We start from the raw sequence: 22,681 nt of genomic DNA, 5'->3' as shown, positions 1-22,681 counted from the left end.
AATGGTCAACAAAGCCGTCTGTCATCCCGATCACACCGGCAATTGATCAGCATAGACAATCAGGTCGCCACATCCGTTAGCCTGGAGTTCTACACATGCATCCCCGCGTCCTTGAGGTCACCGAACGGCTTATCGCCCGCAGCCGCGCCACACGTGAGGCTTACCTTGCATTGATCCGTGGCGCCGCCAGTGACGGCCCGATGCGTGGCAAGCTGCAATGCGCCAACTTCGCCCACGGCGTGGCCGGATGTGGCAGCGACGACAAGCACAGCTTGCGGATGATGAACTCCGCCAACATCGCAATTGTTTCGTCATATAACGACATGCTCTCGGCGCACCAGCCGTACGAAGTCTTTCCTGAACAGATCAAAAAAGCCCTGCGCGAAATCGGCTCCGTCGGCCAGTTCGCCGGTGGCACCCCAGCCATGTGCGATGGCGTGACCCAGGGCGAGCCAGGCATGGAACTGAGCCTGCCGAGCCGTGAAGTGATCGCGTTGTCCACCGCCGTGGCGCTGTCCCACAACATGTTCGACGGCGCGCTGATGCTCGGCATCTGCGACAAGATCGTGCCGGGCCTGATGATGGGCGCGTTGCGTTTCGGTCATCTGCCGATGATTTTCGTGCCGGGCGGGCCGATGGTGTCGGGCATCTCCAACAAGCAGAAAGCCGATGTGCGTCAGCGCTACGCCGAAGGCAAGGCGACCCGCGAAGAGCTGCTGGAATCGGAGATGAAGTCCTATCACAGCCCTGGCACCTGCACGTTCTACGGCACCGCCAACACCAACCAGTTGCTGATGGAAGTCATGGGCCTGCACTTGCCGGGCGCCTCGTTCGTCAACCCGAACACCCCGTTGCGCGATGCCCTGACCCGCGAAGCGGCGCATCAGGTCACGCGCCTGACCAAGCAGAATGGCAACTTCCTGCCGATCGGCGAAATCGTCGACGAGCGTTCGCTGGTCAACTCCATCGTGGCCCTGCACGCCACCGGCGGCTCGACCAACCACACTCTGCACATGCCGGCCATCGCCATGGCCGCAGGCATCCAGTTGACCTGGCAGGACATGGCCGACCTCTCCGAGGTGGTGCCGACCCTGAGCCACGTGTACCCGAACGGCAAAGCCGACATCAACCACTTCCAGGCAGCGGGCGGCATGTCGTTCCTGATCCGCGAACTGCTGGAAGCCGGCCTGCTCCACGAAAACGTCAACACCGTGCTCGGCCACGGCCTGAGCCGCTACACCAAAGAGCCGTTCCTCGAAAACGGCGAGCTGGTCTGGCGCGAAGGCCCGATCGAAAGCCTCGACGAAAACATCCTGCGCCCAGTGGCTCGGGCATTCTCGCCAGAGGGCGGTTTGCGCGTGATGGAAGGTAATCTGGGCCGTGGCGTGATGAAGGTCTCGGCGGTCGCGCTGGAAAACCAAGTCGTCGAAGCCCCGGCCATGGTGTTCCAGGATCAACAGGACCTGGCCGATGCATTCAAGGCTGGTCTGCTGGAGAAGGATTTTGTCGCGGTAATGCGCTTCCAGGGCCCGCGTTCCAACGGCATGCCGGAACTGCACAAGATGACGCCGTTCCTCGGCGTGTTGCAGGACCGTGGCTTCAAAGTTGCGTTGGTGACTGACGGGCGCATGTCCGGCGCCTCGGGGAAAATCCCGGCGGCGATCCACGTCAGCCCCGAAGCTTATGTGGGCGGCGCTTTGGCACGGGTGCGTGAGGGCGATATCATCCGCGTCGATGGCGTCAAAGGCACCCTGGAGCTTAAGGTGGACGCCGAAGAATTCGCAGCACGCGAGCCGGCCAAAGGTCTGTTGGGCAACAACATCGGCACCGGTCGCGAACTGTTTGGTTTCATGCGCATGGCCTTCAGCTCCGCAGAGCAAGGCGCCAGCGCCTTTACTTCTGCCCTGGAGACGCTTAATTGAAACTGGCTTTGGTCGGTGACATCGGTGGGACCAACGCACGTTTCGCGTTGTGGAAAAACCAGCAACTGGAATCAGTCCAGGTGCTGGCAACGGCAGACCACGCCACCCCGGAAGAAGCGATTGCGCTGTACCTGAGCGGGCTCGGCCTGGCGCCGGGTTCGATCGGTTCGGTGTGCCTCTCGGTGGCCGGCCCTGTGAGCGGTGATGAATTCAAGTTCACCAACAATCACTGGCGGCTCAGCCGCAAGGGTTTCTGCAAGACTTTGCAGGTGGATCAACTGCTGCTGGTCAACGATTTCTCAGCCATGGCGCTGGGCATGACCCGCTTGCAGCCGGGCGAGTTCCGGGTGGTCTGCGAAGGCACGCCGGAACCGTTGCGGCCGGCGGTGGTAATCGGCCCGGGCACAGGCTTGGGTGTAGGCACGTTGCTCGATCTGGGCGAGGGCCGTTTTGCCGCGTTGCCGGGGGAGGGTGGTCACGTCGATCTGCCGCTGAGCAGCCCGCGGGAAACCCAACTGTGGCAACACATCTACAACGAGATCGGCCATGTCAGCGCTGAAACGGCATTGAGCGGCAGTGGTTTGCCGCGAGTGTACCGGGCGATCTGCGCGGTGGATGGTCACACGCCTGTGCTCGACACACCTGAGGCGATCACGGCGGCCGGGCTGGCGGGTGATCCGATTGCCCTGGAAGTGCTCGAGCAGTTCTGCTGCTGGCTCGGTCGCGTGGCCGGCAACAATGTGCTGACCACCGGTGCACGGGGTGGTGTGTACATCGTTGGCGGGGTGATTCCACGGTTTGCCGACTTTTTCGTTAAAAGCGGTTTCGCCCGGTGCTTTGCCGACAAGGGTTGCATGAGCGATTACTTCAAAGGCATTCCGGTGTGGCTGGTGACAGCGCCGTATTCCGGCCTTGTTGGCGCGGGTGTGGCGCTGGAGCAGGCCTGAGACCTGTGGCGAGGGGGCTTGTCGGAACGCCGCACCGCCCCGTTCGGCTGCGAAGCAGTCGTAAAAAAGGACCGCTACGCGATCCAACGGGGGCAAGCCCCCTCGCCAAAAATCCGCGCACGTCATCAGATTTCCGTAAGGCATAATCCTCCCCAACACAAACAACAAGGATGCCGCCGTGAGCTCAGTCAACAAGTCGATTTTGTTGGTCGATGACGATCAAGAGATACGCGAGTTGCTGGACACCTACCTGACCCGTGCCGGTTTCCAGGTTCGTACCACGCCCGATGGCGCAGGCTTTCGTCAGGCGCTGAACGAGGCGCCGAGCGATCTGGTGATCCTCGACGTGATGCTGCCGGACGAAGATGGTTTCAGCCTCTGCCGCTGGATCCGCCAGCACCCGCGCCAGGCCCACGTGCCGATCATCATGCTCACCGCCAGTTCCGATGAGGCCGATCGTGTCATCGGCCTGGAATTGGGCGCCGACGACTACCTCGGCAAACCCTTCAGCCCCCGTGAATTGCAGGCGCGGATCAAAGCCTTGTTGCGCCGCGCGCAGTTTGGTCAGGAGCGTTCCGGCGGTGAAGTGCTGGCCTTCGACGACTGGCGGCTGGACATGGTCAGCCATCGGCTGTTCCACACCGACGGCGAGGAAGTGATTCTCTCCGGCGCCGATTTCGCCCTGCTGAAACTGTTCCTCGATCACCCCCAGGAAATCCTCGACCGCGACACCATCGGCAACGCCACCCGTGGCCGTGACCTGATGCCGCTCGATCGCATCGTCGACATGGCGGTCAGCCGTTTGCGCCAGCGCCTGCGCGACACCGAAAAGCCGCCGCGGCTGATCCGGACCGTGCGTGGCAGCGGCTACCAATTGGCAGCCAACGTGGTTGCCGGCAATGGTCACTGAGTTCCTGCGCAAGCTCGCCGGGCGCGTGCCGGTGCCGCGCTCGCTGCTCGGGCGCATGTTGCTGCTGACCCTGTTGGCGGTGCTGTTTGCCCAGACGCTGTCGAGCGTGATCTGGGTTTCGCAACTGCGTGCTACCCAGCTCGAAGGCCTGGTCACCAGCGCCCGCAGCCTGGCCCATTCGATGACGGCCAGCGTCAGTTATTTCCGCTCGTTGCCGGTGGCGTTCAGGCCGCTGGTGCTCGACCAGTTGCGCAGCATGGGCGGCACCCGGTTCGTGGTGACCCTCAACGACAAACCCTTAGGCATGGAAGTGCTGCCGATCACGCCGCGCAAAGAAGCGGTGCTCAAAGCGGTGGACGAAGTGCTGCGCCAGTCGCTGGGCCAGGACGCCGATATTTCGGTGACCTTCGTCAGCCCCGAAGACCTGCGGATCTTCAATAGCGGGCTGAAACTCGATGAATTGCCACGCTCCTGGGCGCACTACGCGTTGACCCTGGAGCCAGTGAACCCACCGGTGCTGGTCACGCAAATCCAGATGGCGCCGGGGGAATGGCTGTACATCGCTTCGCTGTTGCCCGAGCCCTACACCAGTCTCGAAGAGCAAGGCCTGCCGGCACAGCAAGTCTGGTTCATCGTACTCACCAGCGGCTTCTTACTCCTGTTCATTGGCCTGCTGGTGCACTGGCAGAGCCGGCCACTCAAGCGATTGGCGCGGGCGGCGCGGGACATGTCCCTGGGGGCCGACGTCGAACCAGTCGCTCAGGGCGGCGGCAGTGAAGTGGTGGAAGTCGGTCGCGCGTTCAATGCAATGCGTGAACGCATCAGCCGTTACCTGACTGAGCGCAGCCAGTTGTTCAGCGCGATTTCCCATGACTTGCGCACACCGATCACTCGGCTGCGACTGCGGGTCGAATTGCTTGAAGACGAAAAGCTGCAAGCCAAGTTCGGTCGCGATCTGGATGAGCTGGAGTTGCTGGTCAAAGGCGCGCTGCAATGCGTGAAAGACACTGACATCCACGAAAACATCGAACCGGTGGACCTCAATCATGTGCTCGACTGCCTGGTGGAACCGTATCTGGCGCCTAACGGCAATGGCCGCGTGACTCAGCAGGGGCGGGCGCTGGCGCCGTATCCCGGCAAGCCACTGGCGCTCAAGCGCTGCATCGGCAACCTGATCGACAACGCCTTGAAGTACGGGCAGAACGCGCATCTGCACATCGATGACGACGAGAGCGCGTTCGTCCTGCATGTCGATGACGAAGGTCCGGGCGTGCCGGAGCAGCGGCTGGAGCAAGTGTTCGAGCCGCACTTCCGCCTGGCCGGGCAGCAGCAGGGTTATGGCCTGGGGCTGGGGATTGCACGCAACATTGCCCATAGCCATGGCGGTGAAGTCAGCCTGCAAAACCTGCGTGAAGGCGGGTTGCGCGTGACGTTGCAGTTGCCACGACCAATGGATTGAAAGCGACCCTGTGGTGAGGGGGCTTGCCCCCGTTGGGCGCGGAGCGGCCCTGAAAGAGGGACTGCTGCGCAGTCCAACGGGGGCAAGCCCCCTCGCCACAAGTAACCACTCACTTCAAAATCAGGGTGAATGTCACAACTCGGTGACAAAAGCCGCCCCCTTCGTTACCTGCCCGCCACCGACCGTTGTTTAGACTGGTCCCAGTCATAACAACAAAAAAAGGTATCGCATGGACACCTTCCAACCCGCCTTCAGCAGTTGGCTGAACGCGCCTGCCCATCAGCAATGGCTCGCCGCCGAAGGCCTGCGCCTGTTGGCATTTGCCAGGGCTTCAAAGCTTCCCGAAGGTTTCGGCAACCTTGATGAAAAGGGGCGCCCCCCAGCCAGCGCCCAAGCCGAAACCATGAACACCGCGCGCATGACCCACAGCTTCGCCATGGCTCATATCCAGGGCCTGCCGGGGTTCGCCGAGCTGGTGGATCACGGCATCAAAGCCCTCAGCGGGCCGCTGCGTGACGCCGAACACGGTGGCTGGTTCGCCACGCCCGAACACCGCGACGGCAATACCGGCAAAGCCGCTTACCTGCATGCCTTCGTGGCGTTGGCCGCGAGTTCTGCGGTGGTTGCCCAGCGTCCCGGTGCGCAAGCCTTGCTCGATGATGCGATCCACATCATCGACAGCCATTTCTGGAGCGAGGAGGAGGGCGCCATGCGCGAATCCTTCAACCGCGACTTCAGTTGCGAGGAAGCCTATCGCGGCGCCAACAGCAACATGCACGCCACCGAAGCCTTTCTCGCCCTGGCCGATGTCACCGAGGACCACCGCTGGCTGATTCGCGCGCAGCGCATCGTCGAGCGTGTCATTCACGAACACGCCGCCGCCAACGATTACCTGGTGGTCGAGCATTTCGACCGCGACTGGCAGCCGCTGCGCGACTACAACCACGACAATCCGGCCGACGGTTTCCGTCCTTATGGCACCACACCGGGTCATGGTTTCGAATGGGCGCGGTTGTTACTGCACCTTGAAGCGGCGCGGGTGCAAGCCGGGATGCTCACGCCGGGCTGGCTGGCCACCGATGCGCAAAAACTCTTCGAACACAATTGCCGTCACGGCTGGGACGTCGACGGTGCGCCGGGCATCGTCTACACCCTCGACTGGGACAATCGCGCGGTGGTTCGTCATCGTTTGCACTGGACTCATTGCGAAGCCAGCGCCGCCGCCAGTGCGCTGCTAAAACGCACCGGTGATGAGCAATACGAGCGTTGGTACCGACTGTTCTGGGAATTCTGTGACAGTCATTTCATCGACCGCTGCGATGGCAGCTGGCATCACGAGCTCGATCCGCTGAACCGCCCGAGCGCCGATATCTGGGCCGGTAAACCTGACCTGTATCACGCCTGGCAAACCGTATTGATCCCGCGCCTGCCATTGGCGCCGAGCATGGCCAGTGCGCTGGCGCAATTGTCCCAGAGCGCTCATGTGTAACCATGTGGTGACATTCGCGCGTCCCTTCGTTACCTGCGAAGGGCTATCCCCTGTTTAAAATCCTATGCAGCGCAAGCACCAGACTTGCATGCATAACAACAAGAAAGGTACTACTAGATGAATGCGATTTCTCGCCTCGCTACTGTCATTTCTCTCGCTTCACTGCTTCCCGTTGCTGCATTCCCGATCAGTGCCCTTGCCGCCGATTCCAAAGGTTCGGTGGAAGTCGTTCACTGGTGGACGTCTGGTGGTGAAAAAGCGGCTGTCGATGTGCTCAAGGCTCAAGTCGAAAAAGACGGTTTCACCTGGAAAGACGGCGCAGTCGCCGGCGGTGGCGGTGCCACAGCCATGACCGTACTCAAAAGCCGCGCCGTGGCCGGTAACCCGCCGGGCGTAGCGCAGATCAAAGGTCCGGACATTCAGGAATGGGCGTCTACCGGTCTGCTCGATACCGACGTCTTGAAAGACGCTGCCAAAGCTGAGAAGTGGGACAGCCTGCTCGACAAGAAAGTCTCCGATACCGTGAAGTACGACGGTAACTATGTGGCCGTGCCGGTGAACATTCACCGCGTCAACTGGTTGTGGATCAATCCGGAAGTCTTCAAGAAAGCCGGCATCGAAAAAGCGCCAACCACCCTTCAGGAATTCTACGCGGCCGGTGACAAGCTCAAGGCTGCGGGCTTCATCGCGCTTGCCCACGGTGGCCAGCCTTGGCAAGACAGCACCGTGTTCGAAGCGGTGGTCCTGTCGGTCATGGGCGTCGATGGCTACAAGAAAGCCCTGGTCGACCTGGATAACGCGGCGCTGACCGGTCCTGACATGGTCAAGGCGCTGACCGAGCTGAAGAAAGTCGCGACCTACATGGACGCCGACGGCAAAGGTCAGGACTGGAACCTGGAGGCAGCCAAGGTCATCAACGGCAAGGCCGGCATGCAGATCATGGGTGACTGGGCCAAGAGCGAGTGGACAGCGGCCAAGAAAGTCGCCGGCAAGGATTATGAGTGCGTAGCCTTCCCGGGCACCGACAAGGCCTTCACCTACAACATCGACTCGCTGGCCGTGTTCAAGCAGAAAGACAAGGGCACTGCTGCAGCTCAGCAGGACATTGCCAAGGTCGTGCTGGGTGAGAACTTCCAGAAAGTCTTCAGCATCAACAAGGGCTCGATCCCGGTTCGAAACGACATGCTGAGCGACATGGGCAAGTACGGTTTCGACTCCTGCGCCCAGACGGCTGCCAAAGACTTCCTGGCGGACGCCAAGACCGGTGGCTTGCAGCCGAGCATGGCGCACAACATGGCGACCACGCTGGCGGTACAGGGTGCTTTCTTTGATGTCGTGACCAACTTCATCAACGATCCGAAAGCCGATCCTGCCACTGCCGCCAAGCAACTCGGCACTGCCATTAAAGCAGCCAAGTAATGCTTGGCCTGTAGGAGCCGGCTTGCTGGCGATAGCGATGTGTCATTCAACGCAGATGTCGACTGACACACCGCCTTCGCCAGCAAGCCGGCTCCTACAGGGGACCTGCCCGAATTCTCTCTCTCTCGTACTGGATCTTCCCATGAGTTCTGTTGCTGTGTTCAGCAAGGCCTCGCCGTTCGATGCACTGCAGCGCTGGCTCCCCAAGCTGGTGCTGGCGCCGAGCATGTTCATTGTTCTGGTGGGGTTCTATGGCTATATCCTGTGGACCTTCGTCCTGTCGTTCACCACTTCGACTTTCCTGCCGACTTACAAATGGGCAGGTCTGGCGCAGTACCAGCGGCTGTTCGACAACGATCGCTGGTGGGTAGCGAGCAAGAACCTGGCGCTTTTCGGCGGCATGTTCATCGGCATCACCCTGGTGATCGGTGTGTTGCTGGCGGTGTTTCTTGACCAGCGCATTCGTCGCGAAGGTTTCATTCGCACCATTTACCTGTACCCGATGGCGCTTTCGATGATCGTCACCGGTACCGCCTGGAAGTGGCTGCTCAACCCGGGCATGGGCCTGGACAAATTGCTGCGTGACTGGGGCTGGGAAGGCTTTCGCCTGGATTGGTTGATCGATCCGGATCGCGTTGTGTATTGCCTGGTGATCGCGGCGGTATGGCAAGCCTCGGGCTTTATCATGGCGATGTTCCTCGCCGGCCTGCGTGGCGTTGATCAATCGATCATCCGTGCCGCCCAGATCGATGGCGCGAGCATGCCGCGCATTTACCTGAAAGTGGTGTTGCCGAGCCTGCGCCCGGTGTTCTTCAGCGCAGTAATGATCCTGGCCCACATCGCTATCAAGAGTTTCGACCTGGTAGCGGCAATGACCGCCGGTGGCCCGGGTTATTCCTCCGATCTGCCTGCGATGTTCATGTATTCCTTCACCTTCAGTCGCGGCCAGATGGGCATGGGCTCGGCCAGTGCGATTCTGATGCTCGGTGCGATTCTCGCGATCATCGTGCCTTACCTGTACTCCGAGCTGAGGGCCAAACGTCATGACTAGTTTCGCTGCCAAACCTGCCATCAGCCTGAGTCGCATCGCGATCTATGGCGTGCTGCTCCTTGCGGTATTGCTGTACCTGATACCGCTGGTGGTCATGCTGCTGACCAGTTTCAAGACGCCGGAAGACATCAACTCCGGCAACCTGCTGAGCTGGCCGACGGTGGTCAGTGGTATTGGCTGGATCAAGGCCTGGGGCACGGTTGACGGGTACTTCTGGAACTCGATCAAGATCACCGTTCCGGCGGTAATGATCTCCACGGCCATCGGTGCGTTGAACGGCTATGTGCTGTCGATGTGGCGCTTTCGCGGGTCGCAGTTGTTCTTCGGCCTGCTGCTGTTCGGTTGCTTCCTGCCATTCCAGACGGTCCTGCTGCCGGCCTCGTTCACCCTCGGCAAGATGGGCCTGGCCAGCACAACGACAGGCCTGGTGTTCGTGCACGTGGTCTACGGCCTGGCGTTCACCACGCTGTTTTTCCGTAACTACTACGTCAGCGTTCCCGATGCACTGGTGAAAGCGGCGCGGCTCGATGGCGCGGGGTTCTTCACCATCTTCCGCTTGATCATCCTGCCGATGTCCACCCCGATCATCATGGTCTGCCTGATCTGGCAGTTCACTCAGATCTGGAACGACTTCCTGTTCGGCGTGGTGTTCTCAAGCGGTGACTCGCAACCCATTACGGTGGCGTTGAACAACTTGGTCAACACCAGTACCGGGGCCAAGGAATACAACGTTGATATGGCGGCGGCAATGATCGCCGGGTTGCCAACCCTGCTGGTCTATGTGGTCGCAGGTAAGTATTTCGTGCGCGGGCTGACGGCCGGCGCAGTCAAGGGGTAATCATGGCTACGCTCGAACTTCGCAATGTAAACAAAACCTATGGCCCCGGCCTGCCGGACACCCTCAAGAACATTGAGCTGTCGATCAAGGACGGTGAATTCCTGATTCTTGTGGGCCCTTCGGGTTGCGGTAAATCGACCCTGATGAATTGCATCGCCGGCCTTGAGACCATCACCGGCGGCGCGATCATGATCGGTGACCAGGACGTCAGCGGCATGAGTCCCAAAGACCGCGACATCGCCATGGTGTTCCAGTCCTACGCGCTGTACCCGACCATGAGCGTGCGCGAAAACATCGCGTTCGGTTTGAAGATCCGCAAGATGCCTGCCGCCGACATCGACGCGGAAGTCGCTCGCGTGGCCAAGTTGCTGCAAATCGAACACCTGCTCAACCGCAAGCCGGGTCAACTCTCCGGTGGTCAGCAACAGCGCGTGGCCATGGGCCGGGCGTTGGCGCGTCGGCCGAAGATCTACCTGTTCGACGAACCGCTGTCCAACCTCGACGCCAAGCTGCGGGTCGAGATGCGCACCGAAATGAAACTGATGCACCAGCGCCTGAAAACCACCACGGTCTACGTGACCCACGACCAGATCGAAGCGATGACCCTGGGCGACAAAGTGGCGGTGATGAAGGACGGGATCATCCAGCAGTTCGGTACGCCGAAAGACATCTACAACAACCCGGCCAACCTGTTCGTGGCGAGCTTCATCGGTTCGCCGCCGATGAACTTCATTCCCCTGCGTTTGCAGCGCAAGGACGGCCGTCTGTTGGCGTTGCTCGACAGTGGTCAGGCGCGCTGCGAATTGCCGCTGGGCATGCAGGACGCCGGGCTCGAAGACCGCGAAGTGATCCTCGGCATGCGCCCGGAACAGATCGTGCTGGCGAACGGCGAGCCAAACGGTTTGCCAACCATCCGCGCCGAAGTGCAGGTCACCGAACCGACCGGTCCCGACACCCTGGTATTCGTCAATCTCAACGACACCAAGGTCTGCTGCCGTCTGGCACCGGACGTCGCACCGGCCCCGGGCGAGACCCTGACGCTGCAATTCGATCCATCGAAAGTGCTGCTGTTCGATGCCAAGACCGGTGAGCGCCTGGGCGTTGCCGGCCTGCCAAAAACCGAAGCTCACAGCGCCAACGTGGCCCAGTTCAAAGGCCGCTGAAGATCAAATGTGGGAGCGAGCAAGCCCGCTCTCACAGGGGGGATTAGTGGCGGATGGAGACATCCGTCGCAATCGATGTAAACCGCGTTAGATAAAAACAGTTAATAACAATAAAACGAGGATGTAGGGATGAAGAAGAAGAACAACGCTCAACTGATCTGCCAATTGTCAGCGGTTGCGGCGATGATGCTGGCCGGTAGCGCACACGCGGCTGACGCGTTCAGTGCCGATTCCCAGTGGATGACGGGGGACTGGGGTGGCGAGCGGACCAAGCTGATCGAGCAAGGTATCGACATCAAGGCCGACTATGTCGGTGAAGTGGGCGCCAACCTGCACGGCGGCTACAACGACGACAAGACAGCGCGTTACGCCGACCAGTTTGGTCTGGGCGTGGCGCTGGACCTGCAAAAACTGTGGGGCTGGGATAACACCCAGGCCAAGATCCAGCTCACCAACCGTAACGGTCAGAACATCTCCAATGACCGTGTCGGCGACCCGCGTGCCGGCACCTTGAGTTCCTCCCAGGAAGTCTACGGTCGTGGCCACATGGTCCGTCTGACCCAGCTGTGGATCAAGCATCAGTTCCTCGACGGGAAACTGGACGTCAAGGCTGGTTACTTCGGCGAAGGCGAAGACTTCAACACCTTCCCTTGCGAGTTCCAGAACCTGGCATTCTGCGGTTCCCAGGCGGGTAACTGGGCGACCGGTATCTGGTACAACTGGCCGGTCATGCAGGCGGCGGTTCGCGTGAAGTACAACATCACGCCTGAGTTCTATGCGCAGATCGGCGCGTACAACCAGAACCCATCGCAACTTGAGCACGGTAACGGCTTCAAGCTCAGCGGCAGTGGTACCAAAGGTACCGTCTTGCCGGTTGAATTGGTCTGGTCGCCGAAGGTCAACAACCTGCCGGGCGAATACCGTGTCGGTTACTACAAGAGTACGGCCGACGCCGATGACGTCCGTAAAGACGACAACGGCAATGATGCAGCGACCACCGGCAACGCCTATCGCAGCCATGACAGCAAGCATGGCTACTGGTTCGTGGCGCAGCAACAACTGACCACCCATAACGGTGATGCTTCGCGCGGTCTGAACATCGCGGCCAACGCCACCTTCCACGACAAGGACACCAACTTCGTCGACAACTACCAGTCGCTGATGTTTGTTTACAAGGGCCCGTTCGATGCGCGTCCAAAAGACGACGTCGGGATCGGTTTCTCCCGTATCCATGTCAACGACGACGTGAAGAAAAACTCCGAGTTGGTCAACGCCGCCAATGGTGTCACCGACTACAACGATCCACTGTTCGCGCCACTGCGCAGCACCGAGTACAACTACGAGATCAACTACGGTTTCCACGTTACCAACTGGCTGACGGTGCGTCCTAACCTGCAATACATCACTCACCCGGGTGGTGTGGATGAAGTTGATAACGCGCTGGTCGCCGGCCTGAAAATTCAGTCGGTGTTCTAACGCTGTTGCGATAAGCTCCTCTCTATGTGCGCATATTTGCGGACGGCCATGGCTGTCCGCTTTTTTTTGGGGGTGGCGCACCCTCGGGTGACAGATGATTTTCAGGACCGTGGCACATGCTTGAGCATCCGCTACAACGCTTCTTCAAATCCTTGCGCGAACGTCCGGTGTTTGCGTGGGAGCGCTATCAGATGCGCGACGTGCTGGTGATCGACCATCCGCTGTGTCAGGCGGTGTTCAGTCGTCAGGGCGCGCAGTTGCTGCACTTCCAGCCAAAGGGTCAGAAACCCTGGCTGTGGTGCGCGGCGAAATGGCCGCACGTGGGTGCGATTCGCGGCGGCGTGCCGGTGTGTTGGCCGTGGTATGGCCGCCACCCAAGCGAAAACGCCTGGCCGTCCCATGGCTGGGCGCGCCTGCTGGACTGGAAGTTACTCGACAGCAGCAGTGACGACGATGGCGTGCACCTGCACTGGCAGTTACAGCTGTGCGACTGGCAAGTGGACTTGCACGCGCACCTGGGCGAACGCATGGATTTGCACTTGAGCACGGAGCATCAGGACGACATGCCGTGCCAGTTGAGTCAGGCGTTGCACGCCTATTGGCGTATTGGTGACGTCGGTGAGGTAGCGCTGTCTGGGCTCGAAGGAGCGCAAGGTTACGACCAGTTGAACCGCCAGGTTTGCCAACAGGAAGGCGAGTTGCGGGTCGACGGTGGGTGTCAGCGGGTGTTCCAGCATGACGGCGAATTGCAGCTCAAGGACCACGCCTGGCAGCGCGAACTGTGCATCGACACCGGTGATCATGCAGACACGGTGGTCTGGCATCCCGGCTCGCGGCCATTGCTGGGCGTGAGCTGGAATGAGATTTCCGAGTTCGTCTGTGTGGAAGCGGCCAGCGGCGGCACCGACAGCCTGTGCCTGGCGCCGGGGGAGAGGGCGCATCTGAGTTTGCAGGCGCGGGTTGGGGCATAGCCGATGCGCACAACCTTTGTGGCGAGGGGGCTTGCCCCCGTTGGGCCGCGAAGCGGCCCCAAAATCACCAGCGCGACATTCTGCTCAAGCCGCGTTTGCCAGGTTTACGACTGCTGCGCAGCCGAACGGGGGCAAGCCCCCTCGCCACAGGGGGTTAATTAAACTCATCCCCAATCGGATACCGACTGGCATTGAGGCTTTCCTTGATCTTGCGCAAATGCGGCTGGAAATCCACGCCTCGGCGCAAGGTCATGCCGGTGGCGAGCACATCGAGCACGGTCAGCTGAATGATCCGCGAGGTCATCGGCATGTAAATGTCGGTGTCTTCCGGCAACGGAATGTTCAGGCTCAAGGTACTGGCCTTGGCCAGCGGCGAACCCTCGGCCGTCAGCCCCAGCACCGAAGCGCCGTTTTCCCGGGCGATGCGTGCCACTTCCACCAGTTCGCGGGTACGGCCGGTGTAGGAGATGATCACGAATAACTCACCGGTGTGGGCCACCGAGGCAATCATGCGTTGCATCAGCACATCGGCATGGGCGGTGACGGCGAGGTTGAAGCGGAAGAACTTGTGCTGCGCATCCAGTGCCACCGGGGCCGAGGCGCCGAGGCCGAAGAAGTGGATCTGCCGGGCCTGGATCAACAGGTCGACGGCGCGGCTGATCAGGTTCGGGTCCAGTGCCTGGCAGGCGCTGTCCAGGGACGCGATGGCGCTGCCGAAGATCTTCTGGGTGTAAGCCTCGGGGTTGTCGTCGGCTTCCACCGCACGGCTGACATACGCCGCGCCGCTGGCCAGGCTCTGGGCCAGCTGCAGTTTCAGTTCAGGGTAGCCGCTGACACCGAATGAGCGGCAGAAACGGTTGACCGTCGGCTCACTGACCGACGCGGCCTGGGCGAGGGCGGCGATGCTGAACCGGGTCGCCTGCTGTGGGTTGAGCAGGATCACTTCGGCGACTTTGCGTTCTGCCTTGTTCAGGTCTTCGAGGCGACTCTGGATCTGTTCCAGTAAATTTCGCACGCGGTCCATATGGGGTTCCTAAATTCACCTGCGCAAACAAGCGCTCGGCTATGCAAATTGGGCCTTTGATACGGCCCATAACGGTGGCCTATCCTACTGATGGCTCCGACCGACCACCACTCGGAATCTATATTTTGCGAAAATGTTGTGGTTATTACTACATTTTCCCTTGAGTGATGCCTTGAAAAAAGGTATTTGTAGCTTAACTTGATAAAAGAACAAACATCATGCCTTCGATTACGGTTGAACCGTGCACCTTTGCCTTGTTCGGCGCTCTCGGCGATCTAGCCCTGCGCAAGCTGTTCCCTGCCCTTTATCAACTCGATGGTGCCGGCCTGCTTCATGAGGATACGCGCATTATCGCACTGGCCCGTGAACCTGGCAGCGAGCAGCAGCATCTGGCGTTCATCGCCACCGAGTTGCGTCGCTACGTGGGCGCCAAAGAGCTGGATGAAGCCGTGCTCGAGCGCTTCCTGGCCCGTTTGAGCTACCTGCATGTCGACTTCCTCAAGGCTGACGATTACGTCGCCCTGGCCGAGCAGGCCGGCAGCGCCCAGCGGGTGATTGCCTACTTCGCCACGCCGGCGGCGGTTTACGGTGCTATTTGCGAGAACCTGTCGAAGGTTGGCCTGGCCGAAAACACCCGCGTGGTGCTGGAAAAACCCATCGGTTCGGACCTGGAATCCTCGCGTAAGGTCAACGACGCCGTGGCGCAGTTCTTCCCGGAGAACCGCACCTACCGTATCGACCACTACCTGGGCAAAGAGACCGTACAGAACCTGATTGCGCTGCGTTTCGCCAACAGCCTGTTCGAAACCCAGTGGAACCAGAATTACATCTCCCACGTGGAAATCACCGTGGCCGAGCAGGTCGGGATCGAAGGCCGTTGGGGTTACTTCGACAAGGCCGGCCAGCTGCGGGACATGATCCAGAATCACCTGTTGCAGTTGCTGTGCCTGATCGCCATGGACCCGCCGGCCGACTTGTCCGCCGACAGCATCCGCGACGAGAAGGTCAAAGTGCTCAAGGCGCTGGCGCCGATCAGCCCGGAAGGCCTGACCACTCAAGTGGTGCGCGGCCAGTACATCGCCGGTCACAGCGAAGGCAAGTCGGTGCCGGGGTATCTGGAGGAGCCTAACTCCAACACCCAGAGCGACACCGAAACCTTCGTTGCCCTGCGTGCCGACATTCGCAACTGGCGTTGGGCCGGCGTGCCGTTTTACCTGCGCACCGGCAAGCGCATGCCGCAGAAGCTGTCGCAGATCGTCATCCACTTCAAGGAACCGTCGCACTACATCTTCGCCCCCGAGCAGCGCTTGCAGATCAGCAACAAACTGATCATCCGCCTGCAACCGGACGAAGGCATTTCCTTGCGCGTGATGACCAAGGAACAAGGCCTGGACAAGGGCATGCAGCTGCGTAGCGGTCCGTTGCAGCTGAATTTTTCCGACACCTGGCGCAGCGCACGGATTCCCGATGCCTACGAGCGGTTGTTGCTGGAAGTGATGCGTGGCAATCAGAACCTGTTTGTCCGTAAAGATGAAATCGAAGCCGCGTGGAAGTGGTGTGACCAGTTGATTGCCGGGTGGAAAAAGTCCGGTGATGCGCCCAAGCCGTACGCGGCCGGGTCCTGGGGGCCGATGAGCTCCATTGCACTGATCACGCGGGACGGGAGGTCGTGGTATGGCGATATCTGAATTGAAACTGCCTCAGGGCGTCAGCGCCCATGAGTTCAAAAAACCGATGCTGCTGGCCGAAGGCCTGGCATTGGCAGTGGCCAAACAACTGAGCGACGCGATTGCCGCACAAGGCACCGCGACGCTGGTGGTGTCCGGTGGACGCAGCCCGGTGGCATTTTTCCAGCACCTGGCCAAGCAGGCGCTGGACTGGTCGAAGGTGGTGGTCAGCCTGGCTGACGAGCGTTGGGTGCCGGTGGAGCATGCCGACAGTAATGCCGGTCTGCTCAAGCGTTACCTGTTGCAAGGTCCGGCGGCCAAGGCCCAGTTCCTGAGCCTCTACAGTGCCACCGCCAACCTGGAGCAGGCCGCCGAGCAGGCTGATCGCTTGCTCGCCGAGTTGCCGGCGATCGATGTGCTGGTGCTGGGCATGGGCGACGACGGTCACACCGCATCACTGTTCCCCAACAGCCCGAACCTGGCCGACGCCTTGAAAGTCGACGGCACTCGTCGTTGCTGGCCGATGCTGGCGCCGACCGTGCCGCGTCAGCGCCTGACCATGAGTCGCGCGCTGCTGGCTTCGGCCAGGCACACCGTTCTATCGATTTCCGGTCAGTCCAAGTTGACCACCCTGAGCGCCGCACTGGCCGGTGACGATGTCGCCGCCATGCCGATTCGGGCGTTTCTGCAACCTACGTTAGAGATTTACTGGTGCCCATGAACCAAGGATCAGCCGCTATGACAAACACATCCCCGACCGTTTCCATGGCGGACAAAGTTGCCCTGATCGACAGCCTCTGCGCCAAGGCGCGGATCCTGCCGGTGATCACCATCGCTCGCGAACAGGACGTGCTGCCGTTGGCCGACGCCCTGGCCGCCGGTGGCCTGACGGCGCTGGAAGTGACCCTGCGTTCGCAGTTCGGCCTCAAGGCCATCCAGATCCTGCGCGAAAAGCGTCCGGAGCTGGTGACCGGTGCCGGTACGGTGCTTGATCGCAGCATGCTGGCCGCTGCCGAAGCCGCCGGTTCGCAATTCATCGTGACGCCGGGCATCACCCGTGACTTGCTCGAAGCCAGTGTCGCCAGCCCGATTCCGCTGTTGCCGGGCATCAGCAACGCCTCCGGCATCATGGAAGGCTATTGCCTGGGCTATCGCCGCTTCAAGCTGTTCCCGGCGGAAGTCAGCGGCGGCGTCGCAGCCATCAAAGCCCTGGGCGGCCCGTTCGGCGAAGTTAAATTCTGCCCGACCGGCGGCGTCAGCCCGGCCAACATCAAGAGCTACATGGCGTTGAAAAACGTGATGTGCGTGGGCGGTAGCTGGATGCTTGACCCCGAGTGGATCAAGAACGGCGACTGGGCCCGCATCCAGGAGTGCACCGCCGAGGCGTTGGCGCTGCTGGACTGATCTGATTTACCGGATTTACCAAACACTTCGTTGTGTGTTCTACGGCTTTACGGTGCGCTTGGTCGGTGCACCGTTTTTTTTGCCTGGTGAAAACTCCTGTGGCCGTCGAAACGCTCGTTGTAGCAGCTGCCTCGCAGGCTCGGCAGCTGCTACGGATCGACATCACGCGATACATAGTTACCGCATCTCGCCGCACGTCCAGCGTTAACCTGCGTTCATCTTATGGAAGAGAGAACGTCATGGACGACAACACCTCAGCTGCATCCCCACTACCGGTTTATCAACTGTCACCCGAGCAGATCGCCGGTCCGTATTTTCGAAATCCAAAACTGATCAGGCGAAACGTCAGCGAAGGCATGGACGGCATTCCCTTGGTGCTGCGGCTCACGATCATCGATGCCATGACCGGTCAACCGGTTACCGGGGCATTGGTCGATATCTGGCATTGCAATGCGCGCGGGGCGTATTCGGGCTGGAGCAAGGTCAACCCGGACAAGGAAGTCGATGTGGATGATATCGGGTCGATCCCGCGCACCGACGACGACACCTACCTGCGTGGTGGGCAATTCACCGACAAAATGGGCATCGTGCGGTTTACCACGATTTATCCGGGGTTCTATGCCGGCCGCGCTTTGCACATTCACGTCGCGGTACGCATCACGGCCGGTAATAACTATCTGGAGGAGCGGCACGTCGCCTGGGTCGGCCAGCTTTACTTTCCCGAGGTCGCATCAAGGTCAGTGCTCAACGCCCGTGAGTACAGCGGTCGAGCCGTCTCACCGCTGACCAATGCGCAGGATATGTTTCATCAGCGCATGGGCGGCGAGGCCTCGACCCTGAACATCCACACCATCGGTCGAGACTCGAATGAGGACGGCTTTTTCGGGCACATGACCATCGGTGTCGACACGTTTGCGGTGTCATCGCAAATCAAGCCCGAGGACTTTGATAAATACACCGTGTGACGTCAGCGCAATTCGTTCAACGCCCGGGCCAGTACATCCATGTCCGCAGCCATGGTCGTGAGCCCCGGCGTAATGCGGATGCACGGGCCAGACGCCGCGCCGCTGCGCGCCACGGTAAACAGGTTGTAGTCGTTGAGCAGGCGCTCGACCATCACTTGTTGGTCGGCATGTCGGGTAAAGCGCATCGAGGTGATGCCGCAGTACAGGCGCGGGTCATCCGGGGTCATGACTTCGATCCCCGGTAACGCCCGAACGGCATCGACCCAGCGGTTGCGCAGGTAATTGAGCCGTGTGCCCTTGGCGACAGAACCGCCCATGGCCTGATGCTCTTCGAACACCAGCGGCAGGGTCAGCAGGGCCGGGATGTTCGGGGTGCTGTATGGCGTGCGGGCGCGAATGTCGGTGGCCGGGAAATGCATCTCGCCCATGTCCGGATCGATGTCGACCAGGCGCTCGGGCGCGATGTAAATGAAGCCGAGGGTCAATGGCGCACCGATCCATTTGTGCAGGTTGTAGCCGGCAAAGGCGATGCCCAGTTCATCGAGGTTGAACTCGATCTGGCCGAGGGCATGGGCGCCGTCGAGGATTACATCGATGCCATGCTCCCTGGCTGCAGCGGCAATCGCCTGCACCGGCATTACCAGACCGGTGCGATGGGTGACGTGGGTCAGGGCCATCAACTTCAGTCGCGGATAACGTGTGAAAGCTTCGCGGTACGTGGCCAGCAAGCTGTCGAAACTGGCGGGGTGACGGTGCTCGATCTCGATCACTTCCACGCCTCGATAGCGGGCCAGCCAACGCATTGCGCTCTTGACCGTGTCGTACTCCAGATCGCACAGCAGGACCTGATCGCCCGGTTCCAGGCGATTGTAGTTGCGGATCAGCGACTGCAAACCGTCCGAGGCGTTTCGGGTGAAGGCGACGGCTTCGGCCGGGGCACCGATCAGCTCGGCCAGCTGCGCGCGGATCTTGACGCTTTCGCCCTGTTCGAAGCGCTGGCGCACATGCACCGAGTTGCCGCGGTTGATGAGCTCGATGTTGCGTTGATACTCCTCGACCACGGTGCGTGACATGCGCCCGAAGTAACCGTTCTCCAGGTTCAGGGGGCCGGGTTCGACAGCATAGCGGTCGGCAAAGGTCTGCCAAAAGGCTTCATCACGGGCACGGCGGGTGTTATCGGGCATGGGCTACTCGGTCAGAAGGGCGGGTCAGTGACGAGGGGCAGGTTTGCCGTGCTTGGCGCGCAGCGGTTCGAGCAGTTCCGACAGGCCGTTGTGATCGATTTCCTGCATCAAGGCCAGCAACCCGCCCAGTTCCCCGTGAGGGAAACCTTCGCGAGCGAACCAGTTCAGGTACTGACCGGGCAGGTCGGCGATGATACGGCCCTTGTATTTGCCGAAGGGCATCTCGCGGGTAATCAGCAGTTCGAGCTTTTCGGGATTCATCATCAGTCGTCTTGATTCAAAACAGTCTGGAAAATACAGGCATTCTGCATGCAGGCCAATTGACAGATCATGCAAAAAAAACGGATACAGATTTCGCATATAAATCTAACGTATTGAAATTAAAGTGAAAAATATCAATTCGAAGCTGGCATGCGGGGTGCAATGACTTACTGCATCTTTCATCAACCGCAAGGAATTGAAAAATGACCGACATTAATAAAGAAGCGATCTCTGTACTCAACGACCTGATTGAAACCTGTAAAGATGGTCAGGAAGGGTTCAAGACTTGCGCTGAAGACATCAAGAATCCCGAACTCAAAAACCTGTTCATTCAGCGCTCCGCCGACTGCGCCACTGCCGCTGCCGAACTGCAGGCCACGGTGCGTTCCCTGGGCGGCGATCCGGAAACCTCCACCAGTGTCAGCGGCGATCTGCACCGTCGTTGGGTGGATGTGAAGTCGATGTTCACCGGCAAGGATGAAGAGGCAGTGCTGAACGAAGCGGAGCGTGGTGAAGACCACGCGAAGAAGGCTTACAAGAAAGCGCTGGAAAAAATCAACGAGGACAACCTGGTAAGTATTCGTGACACCGTTGAACGCCAGTACCACGGCGTGCAACGCAACCACGATCAGGTCAAAGCCCTGCGTAACCAGGCTCGCGCACGCTCGTAAGCGTTCGACCTGTGGCGAGGGGGCTTGCCCCCGTTGGGGGGCGCAGCGCCCCTGAAACAGGCGCCGCATTTGACCTGATTAAACGCGGTAGCAGGTTTTACGACTGCTTCGCAGTCGAACGGGGGCAAGCCCCCTCACCACAGCAAGCCCCCTCGCCACAGGGAAGGCCTCTCATCACAAGGAAGTGATGAATCAGCCGATGCTGATCGCCGGCAACGTCGGCAATGTCACGGTCTGCTGTTTACGCGGTGCCAGAATCTCCGCCTCGCCATCTACTACCAGTTCATCACGCTGGTTGAACACGCGTGTGGCGATCCGCACACGAAACTTCGGCATTTTCTCGAGAATTTCCAGGCGCACAGTCAGCGTGTCACCAATTTTCACCGGCTTCTGAAAACTCATCGTCTGACCGATATAAATAGTCCCCGGCCCAGGCAACTCACAAGCCACTGCCGCGCTGATCAACGCGCCGCTGAACATGCCGTGGGCGATGCGCTCCTTGAACATGGAGGCTGCGGCGAATTCGGCATCCAGGTGCACCGGGTTGTGGTCACCGGACATCGCGGCGAACAACTGAATGTCGCGTTCTTCGACGGTTTTGCTGTAGCTGGCGGTCTGGCCGATTTCGAGGGCTTCGTAAGGGGTGTTGGTAACCTGGGTCATCTGTCTCGATTCCTGTGACGAATTAAATGAATCCACAAAAAAACTATTCGGCTCTGGGGGGCCGGCGGTTGCTCAAGGCCTGGGCGATCCAGTTCAGCACGTCGGCAGTCACTTCATCGCGATTGCTCTCATTGAACAGTTCGTGCCGGGCCTGCGGGTAAATATTCAAGTGCAGGCTCTGGCAGCCAGCGTCGCGCAGGGCGTGGGCCAGATCTTTCAGACGTTTGCCTTCGCTCACCGGATCACATTCGCCGCCAATCACCAGCAGCGGCAGGCCCGGATCGATCTGGGCGAGATTGGACGCTTTGCTGATTTGCTGCAAGCCGCCGAGCAAATCGATCCAAAGCTGATTGGTGCAGCGAAAGCCGCAGAGCGGGTCGTTGGCGTATTTGTCGACCTCGGCCGGGTCGCGGCTCAGCCAGTCGAATGAGGTACGCGCTGGCTTGAACTTCTTGTTGAATGAGCCGAACGACAGCCATTCGATCAATGCACTGCGACCCTTGGGCCCCTGGCGCAGGCGTTCGAGGCGAGCAATCTGCCGCGCGACGCGATAGAGCGCCACGGGCTGGAAGTTCGAACCGCTGAGAATCGCCCCGTGCAGACTGGCGCTGTGGTGCAGCAAGTAAGCCTGGGCGATGTAGCTGCCCATGCTGTGGCCCAACAGCACGATCGGCGTACCGGGATGCTGTTGGCCGATATGTTGGTTGAGGCTGGCGAGGTCACCGACCACTTTGCCCCAGCCATCGCTGTCGGCGAAGTGGCCCAGCGTGCCGTTTTCAGCGGTTTTGCCATGTCCACGCAGGTCCGGTGCGTAAACACCGTAGCCCTGTTCACAGAACTTTTCTGCCAGGCGAGCGTAGCGACCGCTGTGTTCCGCCATGCCGTGGGCCAGCAGGATCACGGCTTTGAGCGGCGCAGCTGGCAGCCACTGGTTGACGAAGAGGCGGCTGCGGTCGCTCGCGGTCAGCCAGAAAGTGTCGTGGATCATGGCGATTCCTTTGCATGGGACTGTATGCGGCATGGGCGTCGTTGCATTGTATAGCGCATCCCGCGCGCGCCGTCTGATCAGGCCACGCCGGGGCAGCAAGATTCACGGGATCAATGACGACTGTGCGCATATTTGCCTGATTCACCATAGCTGCTAGTGTCCGGGAAGCCCCGCTTTTCAGAAGTGATGGAAAAAGCGGCCCTGGATAG

The 22,681-nt window shown here is 60.3% G+C and carries 21 protein-coding genes; 16 read left to right on the top strand and 5 right to left on the bottom strand.

What is annotated here, in order from left to right:
- The first annotated feature begins 95 nt into the window (after positions 1–95).
- The 11 genes from edd (at position 96) to AF70_RS14875 (ending at position 13,645) form a co-directional block, all read left to right on the top strand.
- Positions 96–1,922 (top strand): phosphogluconate dehydratase, encoded by a 1,827-nt coding sequence (gene edd, locus AF70_RS14925; protein WP_028939408.1) that lies wholly within the window; start codon positions 96–98, stop codon positions 1,920–1,922.
- On the top strand, positions 1,919–2,869 hold the full coding sequence (locus tag AF70_RS14920) for a glucokinase (RefSeq protein ID WP_019581467.1): 951 nt from the start codon (positions 1,919–1,921) through the stop codon (positions 2,867–2,869). The genes edd and AF70_RS14920 overlap by 4 nt, the downstream gene beginning before the upstream one ends.
- Positions 2,870–3,047: 178 nt before the next feature.
- Positions 3,048–3,779 (top strand): response regulator, encoded by a 732-nt coding sequence (locus tag AF70_RS14915; RefSeq protein ID WP_007934711.1) that lies wholly within the window; start codon positions 3,048–3,050, stop codon positions 3,777–3,779.
- A complete protein-coding gene (locus tag AF70_RS14910) occupies positions 3,769–5,238 on the top strand; it encodes an ATP-binding protein (protein ID WP_018926473.1) in 1,470 nt (489 codons plus the stop codon). Before AF70_RS14915 ends, AF70_RS14910 begins: the two co-directional genes overlap by 11 nt.
- 229 nt (positions 5,239–5,467) lie before the next feature.
- The gene (locus tag AF70_RS14905) at positions 5,468–6,727 is read left to right on the top strand and encodes an AGE family epimerase/isomerase (protein ID WP_028939407.1); all 1,260 of its coding nucleotides are present in this window, start codon (positions 5,468–5,470) and stop codon (positions 6,725–6,727) included.
- A 117-nt stretch (positions 6,728–6,844) separates the two neighbouring features.
- Positions 6,845–8,146, top strand: a complete 1,302-nt coding sequence (locus AF70_RS14900) for an ABC transporter substrate-binding protein (protein ID WP_019581465.1) — start codon at positions 6,845–6,847, stop codon at positions 8,144–8,146.
- A gap of 142 nt (positions 8,147–8,288) precedes the next feature.
- Positions 8,289–9,197 carry a carbohydrate ABC transporter permease gene (locus tag AF70_RS14895; RefSeq protein WP_018926470.1) on the top strand — a complete coding sequence of 303 codons (909 nt, stop codon included), beginning with the start codon at positions 8,289–8,291 and terminating at the stop codon, positions 9,195–9,197.
- On the top strand, positions 9,190–10,035 hold the full coding sequence (locus AF70_RS14890) for a carbohydrate ABC transporter permease (RefSeq protein ID WP_019581464.1): 846 nt from the start codon (positions 9,190–9,192) through the stop codon (positions 10,033–10,035). The genes AF70_RS14895 and AF70_RS14890 overlap by 8 nt, the downstream gene beginning before the upstream one ends.
- Positions 10,036–10,037: 2 nt before the next feature.
- On the top strand, positions 10,038–11,198 hold the full coding sequence (locus tag AF70_RS14885) for an ABC transporter ATP-binding protein (RefSeq protein WP_019581463.1): 1,161 nt from the start codon (positions 10,038–10,040) through the stop codon (positions 11,196–11,198).
- Between the two features lie 129 nt (positions 11,199–11,327).
- Positions 11,328–12,674 (top strand): carbohydrate porin, encoded by a 1,347-nt coding sequence (locus AF70_RS14880; protein WP_028939406.1) that lies wholly within the window; start codon positions 11,328–11,330, stop codon positions 12,672–12,674.
- A 116-nt stretch (positions 12,675–12,790) separates the two neighbouring features.
- The gene (locus tag AF70_RS14875) at positions 12,791–13,645 is read left to right on the top strand and encodes a D-hexose-6-phosphate mutarotase (RefSeq protein WP_028939405.1); all 855 of its coding nucleotides are present in this window, start codon (positions 12,791–12,793) and stop codon (positions 13,643–13,645) included.
- 154 nt (positions 13,646–13,799) lie between these two features.
- On the opposite strand, the gene AF70_RS14870 is transcribed toward AF70_RS14875, so the two are convergent.
- Positions 13,800–14,660, bottom strand: a complete 861-nt coding sequence (locus tag AF70_RS14870) for a MurR/RpiR family transcriptional regulator (protein WP_172901244.1) — start codon at positions 14,658–14,660, stop codon at positions 13,800–13,802.
- 227 nt (positions 14,661–14,887) lie between these two features.
- Between AF70_RS14870 and zwf the strand changes: the two genes are divergently transcribed.
- The 4 genes from zwf (at position 14,888) to AF70_RS14850 (ending at position 18,705) form a co-directional block, all read left to right on the top strand.
- Positions 14,888–16,357 (top strand): glucose-6-phosphate dehydrogenase, encoded by a 1,470-nt coding sequence (gene zwf, locus AF70_RS14865; protein WP_019581460.1) that lies wholly within the window; start codon positions 14,888–14,890, stop codon positions 16,355–16,357.
- Positions 16,344–17,057, top strand: coding sequence for a 6-phosphogluconolactonase (gene pgl / locus AF70_RS14860; protein ID WP_018926463.1), 714 nt, complete (start codon positions 16,344–16,346; stop codon positions 17,055–17,057). The genes zwf and pgl overlap by 14 nt, the downstream gene beginning before the upstream one ends.
- A gap of 17 nt (positions 17,058–17,074) precedes the next feature.
- Entirely contained in the window at positions 17,075–17,740 is a 666-nt protein-coding gene (locus AF70_RS14855) for a bifunctional 4-hydroxy-2-oxoglutarate aldolase/2-dehydro-3-deoxy-phosphogluconate aldolase (protein ID WP_018926462.1), read from the top strand.
- Between the two features lie 239 nt (positions 17,741–17,979).
- Positions 17,980–18,705: an intradiol ring-cleavage dioxygenase gene (locus AF70_RS14850; protein WP_019581459.1), complete on the top strand. Its 726-nt coding sequence runs from the start codon at positions 17,980–17,982 to the stop codon at positions 18,703–18,705.
- Between the two features lie 2 nt (positions 18,706–18,707).
- On the opposite strand, the gene AF70_RS14845 is transcribed toward AF70_RS14850, so the two are convergent.
- Complete coding sequence (locus tag AF70_RS14845; RefSeq protein ID WP_019581458.1) at positions 18,708–19,889, bottom strand: aminotransferase class V-fold PLP-dependent enzyme; 1,182 nt, start codon at positions 19,887–19,889, stop codon at positions 18,708–18,710.
- A gap of 24 nt (positions 19,890–19,913) precedes the next feature.
- Entirely contained in the window at positions 19,914–20,150 is a 237-nt protein-coding gene (locus AF70_RS14840; RefSeq protein WP_007949456.1) for a DUF3820 family protein, read from the bottom strand.
- 203 nt (positions 20,151–20,353) lie between these two features.
- On the opposite strand from AF70_RS14840, the gene AF70_RS14835 reads away from it, so the two are divergent.
- Positions 20,354–20,821, top strand: coding sequence for a PA2169 family four-helix-bundle protein (locus AF70_RS14835; protein WP_019581457.1), 468 nt, complete (start codon positions 20,354–20,356; stop codon positions 20,819–20,821).
- 192 nt (positions 20,822–21,013) lie between these two features.
- Here AF70_RS14835 and AF70_RS14830 read toward each other — a convergent pair whose 3' ends face one another.
- Together AF70_RS14830 and AF70_RS14825 are read right to left on the bottom strand one after the other, a co-directional pair.
- A complete protein-coding gene (locus tag AF70_RS14830; RefSeq protein WP_019581456.1) occupies positions 21,014–21,484 on the bottom strand; it encodes a MaoC family dehydratase in 471 nt (156 codons plus the stop codon).
- A 43-nt stretch (positions 21,485–21,527) separates the two neighbouring features.
- Positions 21,528–22,472, bottom strand: coding sequence for an alpha/beta hydrolase (locus AF70_RS14825; RefSeq protein WP_019581455.1), 945 nt, complete (start codon positions 22,470–22,472; stop codon positions 21,528–21,530).
- Between the last annotated feature and the right edge of the window lie 209 nt (positions 22,473–22,681).

The sequence above is a fragment of the Pseudomonas sp. KD5 genome, from assembly GCF_012932895.1.
In the GTDB taxonomy this organism is placed as follows: domain Bacteria; phylum Pseudomonadota; class Gammaproteobacteria; order Pseudomonadales; family Pseudomonadaceae; genus Aquipseudomonas.
Note: the sequence above shows the minus strand (reverse complement) of the source record. Positions and strands in the feature narration are given on the sequence as shown.

Bases quoted from the DNA above. Each gene is read 5' to 3' on its own strand.
- edd (WP_028939408.1), top strand. From the start codon at position 96: ATGCATCCCCGCGTCCTTGAGGTCACCGAACGGCTTATCGCCCGCAGC.
- AF70_RS14910 (WP_018926473.1), top strand. From the start codon at position 3,769: ATGGTCACTGAGTTCCTGCGCAAGCTCGCCGGGCGCGTGCCGGTGCCG.
- AF70_RS14905 (WP_028939407.1), top strand. From the start codon at position 5,468: ATGGACACCTTCCAACCCGCCTTCAGCAGTTGGCTGAACGCGCCTGCC.
- AF70_RS14900 (WP_019581465.1), top strand. From the start codon at position 6,845: ATGAATGCGATTTCTCGCCTCGCTACTGTCATTTCTCTCGCTTCACTG.
- AF70_RS14895 (WP_018926470.1), top strand. From the start codon at position 8,289: ATGAGTTCTGTTGCTGTGTTCAGCAAGGCCTCGCCGTTCGATGCACTG.
- AF70_RS14890 (WP_019581464.1), top strand. From the start codon at position 9,190: ATGACTAGTTTCGCTGCCAAACCTGCCATCAGCCTGAGTCGCATCGCG.
- AF70_RS14885 (WP_019581463.1), top strand. From the start codon at position 10,038: ATGGCTACGCTCGAACTTCGCAATGTAAACAAAACCTATGGCCCCGGC.
- AF70_RS14880 (WP_028939406.1), top strand. From the start codon at position 11,328: ATGAAGAAGAAGAACAACGCTCAACTGATCTGCCAATTGTCAGCGGTT.
- AF70_RS14875 (WP_028939405.1), top strand. From the start codon at position 12,791: ATGCTTGAGCATCCGCTACAACGCTTCTTCAAATCCTTGCGCGAACGT.
- zwf (WP_019581460.1), top strand. From the start codon at position 14,888: ATGCCTTCGATTACGGTTGAACCGTGCACCTTTGCCTTGTTCGGCGCT.
- pgl (WP_018926463.1), top strand. From the start codon at position 16,344: ATGGCGATATCTGAATTGAAACTGCCTCAGGGCGTCAGCGCCCATGAG.
- AF70_RS14855 (WP_018926462.1), top strand. From the start codon at position 17,075: ATGACAAACACATCCCCGACCGTTTCCATGGCGGACAAAGTTGCCCTG.
- AF70_RS14850 (WP_019581459.1), top strand. From the start codon at position 17,980: ATGGACGACAACACCTCAGCTGCATCCCCACTACCGGTTTATCAACTG.
- AF70_RS14845 (WP_019581458.1), bottom strand. From the start codon at position 19,889: ATGCCCGATAACACCCGCCGTGCCCGTGATGAAGCCTTTTGGCAGACC.
- AF70_RS14840 (WP_007949456.1), bottom strand. From the start codon at position 20,150: ATGAATCCCGAAAAGCTCGAACTGCTGATTACCCGCGAGATGCCCTTC.
- AF70_RS14835 (WP_019581457.1), top strand. From the start codon at position 20,354: ATGACCGACATTAATAAAGAAGCGATCTCTGTACTCAACGACCTGATT.
- AF70_RS14830 (WP_019581456.1), bottom strand. From the start codon at position 21,484: ATGACCCAGGTTACCAACACCCCTTACGAAGCCCTCGAAATCGGCCAG.
- AF70_RS14825 (WP_019581455.1), bottom strand. From the start codon at position 22,472: ATGATCCACGACACTTTCTGGCTGACCGCGAGCGACCGCAGCCGCCTC.